We start from the raw sequence: 12,683 nt of genomic DNA, 5'->3' as shown, positions 1-12,683 counted from the left end.
TCCTCGACCGTCACATCGATGGTGCTGATACGCTCCCCCAGTGCCTGCTTGGCATCTGCCAGGGCCTTGCTCGACTCAGCGAGGGAGGCAGACAGCTCTGTATCCGCGGCCTTGAAAGCAGCATCTACAGTGCTGATCTGCTGGGCGAGCGCTTCCCCCTGGCTCGCCCGAGCCAGCTCCTCCGTCGCAAGCCTCGCATTCGTATCCTCGAGGTCGCTGCTGAACTGCGCCTCCACTTCGGCAACTCGCCTCGAAATGGCCTCATCAGCGGTGACCCTGGCCTCAGACTCACTGGCGATATCTGCACTCAGCGTGTTATCAGCCTCAATCATCTCGACGCGCATCTGATCCTGGCTCAGTGCAAGCGCAGCGTCAGCGTCGCTCGATACCTTCTCCAGTGCCTTGATGGTGGCGGTCGTCTCATCAAGGGCTGTGTCTGTCGAGGCGCTCAGGTCGTCGATGCGCTGGGCCAGCGCGCCGCTAGTGTCAGCAAGCACTACCTCCACGCCGCTGATCCGTGCCTGGGTGTTAGCATCCCTCCCCTCAAATTTGACGTTCATATCGGTGATGCGCTTGGCTTGAGCAGACTGCTCATCCACGATCACCTGCTGCTGGGTGCGAATGGTGCCAAATGCGCTGCGATTTTCCCTATCCCGCTCATCACCGGCCAGCGCGGCATCAATGGCAGCCTGGCCGACATCGGCAGCCCCCTCCGCCTTATCCTTTGCCAGCTCAATCTCGACCTGAATTTCATCAAACCGCCCAGCAGTGATCCCGCCCTCCGACTCGATAACCTCCTCCAGCGCTAGGATCTTGCCCTCCGCCTCGCTGGCCCTCACCTCCAGTCCGCTGACTCGCTGGGCGGCAACGCCATCTGCGTCAGCCGTCACTCGAGCCAGCTCGGTGATCTTAGCATCAAGCTCTTCACCGCTGCTGCTGACAGTAGCCTGCAGGCCATCGATGCGCTGGGCGGCGACGCCATCGGCGTCAGCTGTCACTCGAGCCAACTCAGTGATCCTGGCATCCAGTTCTTCGCTGCTACTGCTGACGGTCGCCTGTAGGCCATCGATGCGCTGCGCCTGGGAACTCAGCTCATCGGTATGCACCGTCAGTTTGCTTTCTGCGTTGGTCAGCCGCTCGCCCTGCTCGTCAACCTCTTGCTGTGTCGCCTTCTGGGCCAGCACCCCTTTTGTCGCATCAAGCTCTTGACCGATCTGGGTGACCCGCTGCTGTTCGCCTGTGAACTCCCCCCGGGTGACGGTTTGGCTCAGGCTGGCGTCCAAGCCGTTGATGCGCTGCTCTGCCTCAGTAATCCGCGACCCCTGACTGTCAACGGTGACATTGTCTGCCTTGCTGCTGATCTGGCCGGCGACGGCATCAAGCTCCTGCTGCACTTCAGTAATGGAAGTGTGAAGCTCATCTCGCACCGCATTGACGGCATCCATGGTGATGCTGCCGGTTTCAGGATCGACGACAAACACCGCATCGCGGAACGAGTCGAAATCACCCTTGTACTTGTCCACTTTTGCATTGAGGCGATCTTGCACCAGACCAATTTCGATGCTCGACATCCCAAGCTGCTGCTGGGCATCATCCAGCAGCTCTTGCGCTACCTTCTGGCGCTCATCCAGCCCGGCCAACTCCTGCTCAATACTGGGGATCTTGCCCTCGATGGCGGCGACCTTGGGACGGATAACCTCGATTTCATCGACCTTTGGCTTTAGGATCGCAATGTCCTGCTCAATACTGGGGATCTTGTCCTCGATGGCGGCGACCTTGGGACGGATAACCTCGATTTCATCGACCTTTGGCTTTAGGATCGACACATCCAACTGGAGCTGAGGAACATCCTCTATGGGGTTGAGCAGCTCCTGCACAAGATGACTCTTTTCAATCTTGCCCTGCAGCTCGTCCAGAATGTCCTGCACATCCCGGCTGGTTTCAGCCACAACGCCATTCACGCCCTGAAATGGGCCATGGTCGTCCTTGCCGTTGACGAAACGCACCCAGTAGTAGAACTTCGCCCCCTTCCCAATCGCATCAGAGAACAGGTTTGCTGATGTGGTGCCTACCAGCACGGCATCCGGCTGGTTGTCTTGCTCAGCCCGCCAAATCTCGGCATGAGCATGCCCCCGGTACCGCGGCGAATCCCACTCCACCAGGACTGTGTGAAACGCCCCATTGGCGATCACGTTGACCGGGGCGTGGGGATACTCCATCTGGCCTACGGGGAAAAGGTCAGGGTTCTTGCCGGGGACGTACACGCCGCCTGCGCCGGGGCGCAGCGTAGACAACCCCAGGGCCGACAGCTCCCTGAAGGTCACGGCCTTATCGAGGTGATCGCCACGCTGCCCGGTGAGCAGCTCTACGTTTTCTACTGTAGCCGCCTGGTCTCGGCCTGCTCGATATGCGGGTTTCTTGGCCATCAGATCACCATCTCCGCCATGCTGCTCGCCAGAGTGATGCGGCTCACCACCGAGGTACCGAAGACCTCTATCTGCCAGAACCGGCCCCGCACTGGCGGCAACCTGAACGCCCCGGTCACCAGGTTGCCAGGGGACAGCTCCATCACCTGCTCCCCGTCAACGAACAACTTGATCCCGACCAAGCCAACATCCTGAGCCAACACCCGGCAGCAATTGAAAGACGTTCCCTCTGGCACCATGAAGAGCTTCGACCGCCAGATGAATTGGCCATTGCTGGCGCTCCCGCCCCGCCAAATCTGCAAGTTGCGACCCTTGGCAACGTAGAGGGAATCGCTCTCCATATCGGAGACAGCCGCATCCCACCGGTTCGTCAGCTCACGCAAGTCGCCACTTTTCGGGTCAAAGATGAATGCGTGAGTGTCAGTCATGCCCACATATTTGCCCTCGTGGTGCCATGCCCGCATAGTTTCAGGCTTCATGGTGCGCCACTGCTTGCTGGTGATGACCTGCTCGGTCACCACCTGCCCACCGTTGGCGCCGATACCGACCAGCCCGTCCGGGGAGGCATAGAGCACCACCCCATCCATGGCAACCATAGAGCGACCACTGACACAGGACTGCGGCAGTTGGCTGAGCTTCTGGGTGGTCACCGATGCCGGGCTCACACCCTGGGCAAGATAGGGGTACCCCTTGGTCCCAATCACCAAGGTGGTGTCGATGGCAGCGATCGCCACAATGTCGTGCTCAGTGGTCAGCCTGTACTTCTCCGGCCAGGCGTAGGGAAGGTAAGGCTCGCACAGGTAGAGGGAGTTGCCAGCAAACCCCGCACACATGCCATTCGCCATTTGACACAAGCCACGCATGCCATCCGGCGGCATGGTGTAGTCGTAGGTCTCCAGCACGGCGCCCAGCTCCCCATCCTCCCGGGTATCGACAAACGAAGCTTGGGCAATGGGCAGCTCGGCGACCTGCAGGTAATCGGCAAGGCCGCCACCTGACACCGACCGATATATCCGGCGCTTGGTGATGTTACTGTTCTGGGTTGTCGGTGGGCTCAGCATCAAGGTGACGGATGACCCTGGGATCCCGATATTCACCTTTCCGCTGACAGGGCCCGGGGGCCCCTCCTCACCCATCGCAGTAACGAAGGTATCCACGTAGAAGCGGGTTTCGTCATCTGTCAGGTCATCATCCACACCACCAACAGGTGGGGTGATGGTGCCAATCCCGACCGGAACACCTGGGGCTGGAATGCCTAGCCGATACCATGCCGTCGGCTTGTTGCTGCCGCCTGTGGCGATCTGGGCATGAGTCACCTTGGGATACTCACCATCCGTGTAGTAAACCCTACCATACGGGTCCTGAGCTATCGGGGAGCGGATGGCCTCCACCACCTTGTTCCAGGCGAACCAGTGCTGGCCATAGTGAAAAAGGGTGGTAGGCACGATGGGCAATTCCACACCAGCACTGGCGTCATCCTCCAGAGGCGAGATGACGCCATGGTCAAAATGGCAGTCGCGAGCAATCACCGCGACTTCATCAGACAAGAGGTGTGGCTCCACGCGCGGCATAGTCCCTCGCATGGTGACGATATCGAGTACGGGCATGGGGATCTCGGAGAGGCAGAAACGAAAAAGCCCCACTCGGGAGAGCGGGGCCATGATGGGTAAATCCTAACGCTGACAGCGCCAGGAGGCAAGGCTCACTTGGCTGGTTGCAGCAGCACGGCGACCACGCTCGCCCCACGGGCCACCGGGTAGCGCAGCTTGATCTCCGCCACCTTGTCGCGCCATCGGCTCTCGGCCTCTGGCGTTTTGTCGTATTGCCACTCCAAGAAAAGGGGGTCGGACTCCGCCACGTAGGCGCGCTGGCGACGCGCCAGTTGCCCCTCTGTCAGCTCATAGTTGTGCTGGGCGAGCACGGAGGCTATGACCTCCTCACTCATTCCCAGCTCCGCCATAAAGGCGGGATCGTAGTTGTCGTGCGTTTCGCCGTCGTATAAGTAGCTCATCTATTTGCCCCGCTCGAAATGTTAAACAGGCTGCAGCGCAGCCGCCAGGTGTTTGCATGCGCGGCGTGCGCACACCACGATTGGATGCATGGTCGGCAGTCGCCTGCCGTTAGCCTGCCTGCCGCTATCGCCCGTTTGAAGCGGCGCAGCTTGTAGCGGATGCGCTTGATGCTGTTTTTGCGCAACAGGCGGTGGGTGGGGTAGATGCGGTAGCCGAGGAAGTCGAGCGCCCTGCCGTTATCCGGCCCAACCGGGAATATCTGGGTCTTGCTGTTAGTGGTCAGGCGCAGCGCACTCCACAGGAACTGCTCGATGCGCGCCCGCCACGCCTGCAGCTGCGCCTTGTCGTGATGCAACACCACAAAATCATCCATGTAGCGGATGTAGTACCGGATGCCGAGATCGTGCTTTGCGTAGCGATCCAACTCGTTGAGATAGAGATTGGCAAACAGCTGACTTGTCAGGTTGCCGAGCGGGATCCCGACACCCGGCCGCCCTGGGCTCGAGTCGATAATGGCATCGAGCAGCCTGAGCGTGCGATCGCAGTGGATGTGGCGGCGCAAGATCGCCTTGAGGCGGGCGTGATCGATGCTGGCGAAATACTTGCTGATGTCCGCCTTCAGGCAGAATAGTGGGCCGTGAGCTTGCCTGATCGCCCGCATCCAGCGCTGTGCCCTGTTTGCCCCGGCATGTACCCCCTTGCCTTTGCGGCAGGCGTAGCTATCGAATATAAAGCGCGGGTCAAGCGCTGGCTCCAGTACATTCATGATCGCCCGGTGGACAACTCGATCCACGAAGCGGGGTGCCGAGATCAGGCGCTGTTTCGGCTCAAAAACATAAAACTCCTCGTATCCGCCGGGCTGATAGCTGTCGTGCAGCAGATGATTGTGGGTGTCGTGCAGGTGCTCTTCCAGGCGCTGCATGTAGCGCAGGGCGGCGGGCGAGGTGCGTTTTCCGCACAGGCAGCGCAGGGCAGCCTGGTGCAGATTGTCAAACGATATGATTTGGTCGTACATGAGGGCCTCAAAGTCGGCGGCCCGGCGCACCGGTGCCGCCTGTTCAGTTTTTCGGCGATAGCCGAGGCATCGACATCCCTTTGATAATGCACTGGACAACGCCCCGTGAGGTGTTGCCTTCTGGCTGCTGCCAAAGGCGGGGCGAAACCCGATGTTCGTGTTCGTGTTCGCGCGTGAATTGTTCAGATTGAGCGCAGCCAGGCCAGCGTTGGCCCCGTTGTTCCAATTGCCGCCACGATACGGGAGTCGCATGATGTCGGAGCCCATGATTAGGCGGCTCGCTCGTATTTGAGCCAGCCGCCGATCATCCTGCCGATCTCGAGATTGAGACCGCTCCAGTGCTGATATTTGTTGATGGGTAGATAGGTCAGGTCTTTGGCCAGCCTGATCTGGTTTTGCAACACCGCCAGTTCGACATCGAGATCGGTGAGCGTGGTCTTCTTGTGATAGCGCTTCGCCGCCGTAATGACGAGGCGCAATAGCGTCAACATGCTGGTCCTGATCTCGGCCGCCAACACATGCTTCTCTGACTTCGGAAACTGGCGCAGGGCGATGTGCCCATACTGCATCATGTCGCGGATCCGCTGCTCAATAATGAGCGGTTGTTTATCCATAGTGTCCTCGTGAATCAATTAAGCGCCACTTCCGTGGCGCCAACAAAACCCAAAGGTCAGTGCTCAAGCAAAGGCGGGGCGAAACCCGAAGTACGCGCTCGTGTACGCGCGTGAATTGCTCAGATTGAGCGCAGCCAGGCCAGCGTCGGCCCCGCCGTACCAACTGCCGCCACGATACGGGAGTCGCTCGCCGAAATTGCGCATATAGATGCGCCCCTGCGGCAATGCCCCAGCCGGCTCCAGCAGCAGCCGCTTCATCGCCTGATTGCTGACGTAGCTGCCCGACTTTGTCATTGAGCGCCAGTCAACGCTAGCCGAGTTGCCAGCGTTGACGTTGTCTCCGATGGCTCCCAGCCTGTTGTTGACTGCGTTGGACAGGATGACCGAGCCTCCAGTTGGTATGGATGCATCAAGAAACGCATCAGCGAACGCCCAGTCAACTTCTGCCTGGGTGTTGTAGGAGGACAGCTTAAAGCGCCCATCTTGCAGCAAAAATCCGTCCTGCCACTCCCAGACGTTGCCGACCAGATCGGCGATGCCGATGGGCGTGCGGTTATGTGTCGCCTCCGCGCCCATCGAGCCCGTTTGCGTCCGGCCCGTACCGGCGCCATCGCCAGGTGCCCGGTTGTCGGCCCGGTCGCCAACAATCCACGTCTTGGCATGACTGCGCCCCCAGTTGGTGTTGCCAATCGGCTCGTAGCCGTTGGCCATGCACCAGAGTGCAATGGCCGCCCACTCGTGAGCGGTCATCAAGTGCCACCCCGCCCCCTTCGCTGCACAAGCGGCGCGGGCTGCGGTATGATCTAGTGATGCTCGCGGGTCTTGCCGCGGCGCGCTGACAGAGCCGGAGCCGGACGCAAGATAGGCGCCGATGAATATCTCGCTCTTGATGCTGCCGCTGCCAAAATCGAACGCCGTCACATCGCCAGTGCCCATATCGGCAGTCATGCCCAGGTCGGCGTAGCTGAAGCGCGGCAGCACGAACATAGCATTGGCGTTGCCAGCGCTGTCGCGAATGATGGTCTGGCTGCCGCCGGTTGCCCGCTCCAGGGCGTAGCGCTCCGCATCGAGGATGGTGGCGCCGCCCACGCGCATCAGCGAGCCGGTCCCGGCTTCGGCCGTGGCATTGGCGGCCGCAGCGGCGCGATCGGCCTCGGTCTTTGCCCGGTCGGCTTCGACCTTGGCGCGGGCCGTCTGCCCCTCCCCCTCGCTGGTCACCCGCTTCCACGGGATCAGTGTTTGCTTGGTTCCATCCGGTGCAGTCACCTCAACAGTGGTGGCAGTGCTCGTCAGCAGCGCCTGAAAAGCATCGCTCTGCTGCTGATAGGCACTCAGTGTGGCGGTCAGGCGGCGGGCGAACTCAGGGACGGAATCCGAGAAAGTCGTGATGATCTCGTAGGCTTTGCCCGTGGCAGTGGAGCCACGGTATGACTGCACCAGATACAACTCCGTGTTGGACACCACGTAGTCCACCTCGTAGAAATCCACCGAGGTGCCACTGGTGATACAAAAAAGGTGGCCCTTGGCCACCCCGTTCTTGGTGTCTGCGAAGGTTGTCCCGGTACCGGTCACCTTCTTGTTACCATTGGTGACGGCCACCGTGCCGTCACGCTTCCACACTCCAGCCATGCTGCCCCCTTACTGCCCGGTCACGCGGGAGAAGCCTTCGGTCTTGCGCTGCTCCATATTGGTATCAACCTGGGTCTTTTCACCCAGCTGCTGCAGGTAGGCGTTGTAGTGGCCGACAGCCCGATTGGAGTTGGCGCTGTATTCGGAATCCTTCGAGAAGGCCCGGTACATGATGAAGTCGATAAGCGGGTTGATGTAGATGTCATCCAGATCGGCCAGCGCCGGCGTGCCCACGTTTTCCACATCCGTCAGCACCTTGGATTGCGGCGCTACGGAGTAGATCACATCCACCTTCACTGCGGCGGCGGGGCCCGGGTAGAGATAGAAGTTCTTGGGGTCCCGATCGTCATAGGTGTAGGCGGCCACGCTGGTGCCATCCTTGCCAGCATGCCAGTCCGGGTAACTGTCATCGAGGGCGCGCCGCGGCACGAAGCGGATCACTTTGCCGTCGGCATTGCGCAGCACCTCGATCAGCCGCAGGGCATCTGCAGGCAAAGTCTGCTTGGTACCAGCGGCGCAGTTGAACTGCACGTTCTTGGTGTGGGCGTCAGGACGCATCAACACGATCGCTTTGGCAGCATCGTTGTAGTAGTCCAACAGCTCCTGCTTGGGCCAGCGAACCCAGGTGCGATCGTTGAGCAGGGTATTTACCCGCTTCAAGATCGAGTCAACGGTAACGGTTGCCATGTGTGGAGTCCTTTAGAAAAAAGTGTGTTTGCGGGGCGGGTTGTGGAATTCAACTTGGGTCGGGGCACTGTGCTCTTTGCGGAACCGGCCGGCGCGCCTCCACCCCTCGACGAACTCAGCTCGGTGGTACCCTGCACGCTTAGGGTCAGACCAGGGGCGGTCTGGCTGGGCATAGAGCAAGGCTGCGACGCCATGGGCAATGGCATCGGCGTGATCGTGGTAGAGCTGGGCTGGGAGCTCGGTGGCGTTCTTGACCGGGGCAGCCACATACCAGATCCGCACATTGCAGAGATCTGTCAGGATGCTCAGCTCATTGGCCGACATGGCGAAGTAGTCACGCCCGCTGACAAATGGCGCGCCCCCTTCTCCGGTCAGGTGCAGCACATTGCACGATGTCATCCCGCTGATGTTGCAGACCTCCACCAGGCTGCCGGCTGACGCGCTTGGCAGTAGTCGGTCAAGGGTCAGCAAGGCCGACTCCCGGCAGAACGTGATGGCCGCCTCTGTGACGGCCTCACCCAGCATGACTTCGAGCGGGCCGGTGATGTGCAGCCTGACAGTGGGCAGGAACTGCTCACGCGACACCATCTGCATGCTATTCCCCCTGCTCTGCCAGCTTGGCCTTCAGGGCGTCACGCACGCGCACCCGGTATTCTGGCACCTTCTCCTGCGGGCCCTGCGGCTCGATATCCAGGTCTTCCCCTTCCACCAGGGTGGCCAGTTGGGCAGAGGTCATCTTGGCCAGATCGCGCTCACCGACCACCATGCTCCGCTCTTCCGCCAGGCGGGCCTGCTCGGCGGCGAGGCGCTCCTTCTCTTTGGCGGCAGCCTGGGCAGTGGTCTCCTGCCGCTCCAGCTCGCCAGCCAGTGCCTCATGGCGGATCCAGACGCTCGGGAACTCCAGCAGTTGCATGGCGATGTGACTCTCCACATCCACTGCGGTATGGCGCGGGAAGACCAGGCGGCTGCCGGTGACCGTGTCTTTCTTGCTCGGCTTGTCGCCGATGTAAACCACGGCAATCTTGTCGCTCATGGCGATGACTCCTATTCAGAAACGAAAAAGCCCGGCACAGGGCCGGGCGGACAGTGATCGGCAGCCTTACAGGTTGCCGACTACCTCGTAATGCAGCTTGAGCTTGACCGTGCCAGTTGCCGCGCCGCCGCCAACCGTGAGGGTGAGCTCCTGGTCAGGCTCGGTCAGCAAGTCATCGACCGGGTAATACTTTGCCACCGCCCCCACCGTACTCTCGGCGTTGATGATGGTGGTCGTGCCGATCTTGGCGGTGATGGTGGTACTCGCGCCCAGCGCAGTGCTGAACATCGTCACACCCACCACTTTCAGGTTGGGCTCCACCTTGTCACCGTATGCGACAACATCGCCAGACGGCACAGCCGTCAGCTTGGCCACCAGGGTCGGGGAGATAGAGAGGTTGCCGAACGAACCAACAAACCAGCGGTAAGCTCGGGCGATCAGGGTAGTTTTGGCCATGACATGGCTCCTTATCTGGTCAGATATCAACAGGAGGGGGTATCAACCCCCTCGCTCTGATGGGTGGATTAGCGCGCGACGGCGCTGACGGCGGTATCCAGCACCATGCAGCCATGGTCCTGAATGTTGCCGTTGCGCTGCTTGAAGCGGATCTTCTGCAGACCGGACACCCAGCTGATGGAGATCTCGGTGCTGTTGTCGTGGTCGGTCTTCTCTTCGTGCATGCCGAAAGAGCCGCCCTTCTCGCCAGAGCCAAAGGCATTGGCAAGCGCCTGACCACCCAGCAGCACGGCGCGGTCGATGGTGGTGCCTGCTACCTTGTCCACTTCCACGCCGGTCGCGGAGTTGGCGGCGCACACCTTGACGGTGCTGCCTTGGTTGAATCGGATCGGCATGCCCTTGTAGGGCTTGACCAGGATGCCGCGCCACATCGCACCTTCACCGCGGAAGATGGGGTGGTTCCATCCCTTGCTGCGCTCAATTGAGGCCGACAGCATCGCCTGCCAGTCCTTGCCGGAGGTTGAGGTGTAGAAGTCGTGCCACTGGCGCGGGGTGACATAGAGCACGTAGAGCGGCTCGCCACCGGACGGATCCGCCACCATGCGGATCGGCTGGATGGGGTTGGCCATCTCGGACAGGAACAGCGACATGTTGTCCACGCAGCCCAGATTGAAGCGGTCAGCCGCGTCGATAGCTTCGAAGCTGGTCGCATCACCACCGAAGAAGTGGCGCTCGTAGGTGGGCGCAGTCAGCGGGTTGATCATGATATCGGCAAATTCCGGGTCATCCGCCAGCGGCAGGATGATATCGGTCGCGTAGTAGTCGCCGCGGGCGCCGGCCAGCTGGGCAAAGCCGCGCTGATCAACCAGTCGGCCGTAGTAACCATCAGCAAGCAGCGTGCGGGCGGTCTTGATCAGGTCGTGCTTGGTGCGCTGCTGGCTCATCTTGCCGCCAGCATCCACGCCGTGACGGGTCTGGTTGATTTTGAGCGCGAAGTCAGCAAAGGACAGGGACTCCAGGCGGCCATCCAGCTTCTGATCGCCCATGCTCGGGCGACCGGAGAGCTGATGGAACAGCTGCATATCCACGGAATCGCCGCGCTGCTTGGTCAGGTCGGTGATGCGAACTACCGGCGCACCTGCACTGGTCTGCTTGCCGCCGTTGACCTTGGCACCCTTGGGAGCCTCTTCGGTCAGCATGTTCACCAACGAGTGGGAACGGTTGGCCGCCGTAAACAGTGCGGCCTGCAAAATCTTGTTGGCTTGCGCCGAGGTGACTTGGGTCATGATCCTCTCCTACATGAAAACAAAAACCCCGACACAGTGGTCCGGGGTTGGCTTATTGAAATGGGTGGTGGGTTAGTACCCGGCCTGCTCCAGCAGCGCCTCCATTTGGGCGTCCGTCATGGCGCCCATCTCGCCGATAAGCTCGGTCTGAGACATGGCACCAAAGCGCTCCACTCCAGTGGGAGCGGCATGATGGGTCTGGCCGAGTGCCGAAGGGCTGGACGGGATGAAATCAGCGGGCTTTTCTGCACCCTTGCCGGGTACCTTGGCGGGAGGCGCTTGAACCTCATCACCAAAGGCCAGCTTGGTGCGGCGAGCCGCCTCTGCGAATCGCTCATCCAGCGACTTGCCTTGCCACGCGGGATCAGCCTGGAGCTTCTCATCGACGATGATGGCGAAGTCGAAACGGTCCTGGTCCTTTTCCCGCCAGCTCACCAGATCAGGTACCGCCTGCAGTGCGGCCTGTACCGGGTTGAGGGTGGGTTGAACCTGCTGCGGGGCGACCTGGGGCTCCAGCTTTTGGAGCTTGCGGGCAATGGCGGCGATGGACTTGCCGAGATCCGGGTAGTCCTGCGCCAACTGCTCGAGCTCCTCCTGGCTGATGTCGTCGGGGTCCACGTCGGGGTTGATCCCGTGCTTCTCCATCAGCGCCTGCAGCTTGTCCCGCTCGGCCTGGGCTTGCTGCGATGCGGCCAGCTGCTCACGCAGCACCTTGACCTCATTGCGCGACTGCTCAAGCACTTCATACGGGATGGTGTGTTGACCGCTCTTGGCCAGGATCACCTTCTCAGGCTCCGTGGCCCCTTCACCGCCCTGCTCGGTACTGCCCTGTTCGTTACCGGCTGCCACCTCGCCCGCCGACGGCGCGGGTTGTACGTCCGTTTGCTCGGTGCCAGTGCCATCATCCAGCTCGCCATCGGGCTCACGCTCGATCGCTTCCAGCATGGCTTCCAGTTCGTCCAGGCTCTCAGTGCCGGTCAGGTTGTCGATGTTCTTATCCATGGTTGTCCTCGTGGGTTTTCAGTGGGTGGTATCGCTGCCCAAGCGGGGGAAGGCTCTCGGTGAAAGCGCTCCCCGGCTGGGGCTGGGCACAAAAAAGCCCGCACAACGCGGGCAAGGGTTGCCGTCTATCGCTAAAGATTCGCTAAATGGCACTTGAGCCGCCAGCCTTCCAGCTTCCACAGCTCTTGGCGGGCCTTGGCTTCGGCATCCTTGATGGCGTACTTGGCGCCAAGCTCAGCATTGAAGTTGGCCGGGTCCGCACAGGCGGTCATGCCGATGGCCAGGGTGAAGCCATTGGCAGCAATGGCGGTGGCAATCGTGGTTGTGGTACCGGGAACAACCTGAACCTCATAGCGAACGCCACGCATCAGCGCATCGATCTGGTCCGGAGTAACACGCGGCGCTGTCAGCCCGAGAGTCTGGATCTCGCGCTCCATTTCGGCATCAATGTGTTGCTGGTCGGTCATGGCCCGCTCCAAATAAAAAACCCGGCACAGTGGCCGGGTCTGGAAATGAAAAAGGC

13 protein-coding genes are annotated in these 12,683 nt (G+C 60.9%); all 13 read right to left on the bottom strand.

Going from position 1 to position 12,683, the window contains the following annotated elements; translation table 11 throughout:
- A partial coding sequence (locus tag MUW49_RS05285; protein ID WP_244812487.1) for a hypothetical protein occupies positions 1 to 2,426 on the bottom strand: 2,426 nt, incomplete at its 3' end.
- Positions 2,426 to 4,087, bottom strand: coding sequence for a hypothetical protein (locus MUW49_RS05280; protein WP_244812486.1), 1,662 nt, complete (start codon positions 4,085 to 4,087; stop codon positions 2,426 to 2,428). The genes MUW49_RS05285 and MUW49_RS05280, both read right to left, overlap by 1 nt.
- Positions 4,088 to 4,128: 41 nt before the next feature.
- Complete coding sequence (locus MUW49_RS05275; RefSeq protein WP_244812485.1) at positions 4,129 to 4,437, bottom strand: hypothetical protein; 309 nt, start codon at positions 4,435 to 4,437, stop codon at positions 4,129 to 4,131.
- Complete coding sequence (locus MUW49_RS05270) at positions 4,434 to 5,720, bottom strand: reverse transcriptase/maturase family protein (protein ID WP_244812484.1); 1,287 nt, start codon at positions 5,718 to 5,720, stop codon at positions 4,434 to 4,436. The genes MUW49_RS05275 and MUW49_RS05270 overlap by 4 nt, the downstream gene beginning before the upstream one ends.
- 2 nt (positions 5,721 to 5,722) lie before the next feature.
- Entirely contained in the window at positions 5,723 to 6,067 is a 345-nt protein-coding gene (gene avd / locus MUW49_RS05265; RefSeq protein ID WP_223940142.1) for a diversity-generating retroelement protein Avd, read from the bottom strand.
- Positions 6,068 to 6,130: 63 nt separating this feature from the next.
- Entirely contained in the window at positions 6,131 to 7,696 is a 1,566-nt protein-coding gene (locus MUW49_RS05260; RefSeq protein ID WP_244812483.1) for an SUMF1/EgtB/PvdO family nonheme iron enzyme, read from the bottom strand.
- Between the two features lie 9 nt (positions 7,697 to 7,705).
- A complete protein-coding gene (locus MUW49_RS05255) occupies positions 7,706 to 8,383 on the bottom strand; it encodes a DUF6682 family protein (protein ID WP_171269001.1) in 678 nt (225 codons plus the stop codon).
- 12 nt (positions 8,384 to 8,395) lie between these two features.
- Positions 8,396 to 8,977 carry a hypothetical protein gene (locus tag MUW49_RS05250; protein ID WP_244812482.1) on the bottom strand — a complete coding sequence of 194 codons (582 nt, stop codon included), beginning with the start codon at positions 8,975 to 8,977 and terminating at the stop codon, positions 8,396 to 8,398.
- Position 8,978: 1 nt separating this feature from the next.
- Positions 8,979 to 9,416 (bottom strand): hypothetical protein, encoded by a 438-nt coding sequence (locus MUW49_RS05245; RefSeq protein WP_244812481.1) that lies wholly within the window; start codon positions 9,414 to 9,416, stop codon positions 8,979 to 8,981.
- A gap of 66 nt (positions 9,417 to 9,482) precedes the next feature.
- Complete coding sequence (locus tag MUW49_RS05240; protein WP_201955778.1) at positions 9,483 to 9,872, bottom strand: hypothetical protein; 390 nt, start codon at positions 9,870 to 9,872, stop codon at positions 9,483 to 9,485.
- 68 nt (positions 9,873 to 9,940) lie between these two features.
- Positions 9,941 to 11,158 carry a DUF4043 family protein gene (locus tag MUW49_RS05235; RefSeq protein ID WP_244812480.1) on the bottom strand — a complete coding sequence of 406 codons (1,218 nt, stop codon included), beginning with the start codon at positions 11,156 to 11,158 and terminating at the stop codon, positions 9,941 to 9,943.
- Between the two features lie 72 nt (positions 11,159 to 11,230).
- Complete coding sequence (locus MUW49_RS05230; protein WP_244812479.1) at positions 11,231 to 12,160, bottom strand: hypothetical protein; 930 nt, start codon at positions 12,158 to 12,160, stop codon at positions 11,231 to 11,233.
- A gap of 131 nt (positions 12,161 to 12,291) precedes the next feature.
- Positions 12,292 to 12,627 (bottom strand): Gp49 family protein, encoded by a 336-nt coding sequence (locus MUW49_RS05225; protein WP_244812478.1) that lies wholly within the window; start codon positions 12,625 to 12,627, stop codon positions 12,292 to 12,294.
- Between the last annotated feature and the right edge of the window lie 56 nt (positions 12,628 to 12,683).

The organism is Aeromonas sp. LsrichE-8G (assembly GCF_022869435.1).
GTDB classification, from domain to species: domain Bacteria; phylum Pseudomonadota; class Gammaproteobacteria; order Enterobacterales; family Aeromonadaceae; genus Aeromonas; species Aeromonas caviae.
Note: the sequence above shows the minus strand (reverse complement) of the source record. Positions and strands in the feature narration are given on the sequence as shown.

What these genes read in the sequence shown, in the direction of transcription:
- MUW49_RS05280 (WP_244812486.1), bottom strand. Translation starts at nt 4,087, where the DNA reads ATGGCCCCGCTCTCCCGAGTGGGGCTTTTTCGTTTCTGCCTCTCCGAG.
- MUW49_RS05275 (WP_244812485.1), bottom strand. Translation starts at nt 4,437, where the DNA reads ATGAGCTACTTATACGACGGCGAAACGCACGACAACTACGATCCCGCC.
- MUW49_RS05270 (WP_244812484.1), bottom strand. Translation starts at nt 5,720, where the DNA reads ATGGGCTCCGACATCATGCGACTCCCGTATCGTGGCGGCAATTGGAAC.
- avd (WP_223940142.1), bottom strand. Translation starts at nt 6,067, where the DNA reads ATGGATAAACAACCGCTCATTATTGAGCAGCGGATCCGCGACATGATG.
- MUW49_RS05260 (WP_244812483.1), bottom strand. Translation starts at nt 7,696, where the DNA reads ATGGCTGGAGTGTGGAAGCGTGACGGCACGGTGGCCGTCACCAATGGT.
- MUW49_RS05255 (WP_171269001.1), bottom strand. Translation starts at nt 8,383, where the DNA reads ATGGCAACCGTTACCGTTGACTCGATCTTGAAGCGGGTAAATACCCTG.
- MUW49_RS05250 (WP_244812482.1), bottom strand. Translation starts at nt 8,977, where the DNA reads ATGCAGATGGTGTCGCGTGAGCAGTTCCTGCCCACTGTCAGGCTGCAC.
- MUW49_RS05245 (WP_244812481.1), bottom strand. Translation starts at nt 9,416, where the DNA reads ATGAGCGACAAGATTGCCGTGGTTTACATCGGCGACAAGCCGAGCAAG.
- MUW49_RS05240 (WP_201955778.1), bottom strand. Translation starts at nt 9,872, where the DNA reads ATGGCCAAAACTACCCTGATCGCCCGAGCTTACCGCTGGTTTGTTGGT.
- MUW49_RS05235 (WP_244812480.1), bottom strand. Translation starts at nt 11,158, where the DNA reads ATGACCCAAGTCACCTCGGCGCAAGCCAACAAGATTTTGCAGGCCGCA.
- MUW49_RS05230 (WP_244812479.1), bottom strand. Translation starts at nt 12,160, where the DNA reads ATGGATAAGAACATCGACAACCTGACCGGCACTGAGAGCCTGGACGAA.
- MUW49_RS05225 (WP_244812478.1), bottom strand. Translation starts at nt 12,627, where the DNA reads ATGACCGACCAGCAACACATTGATGCCGAAATGGAGCGCGAGATCCAG.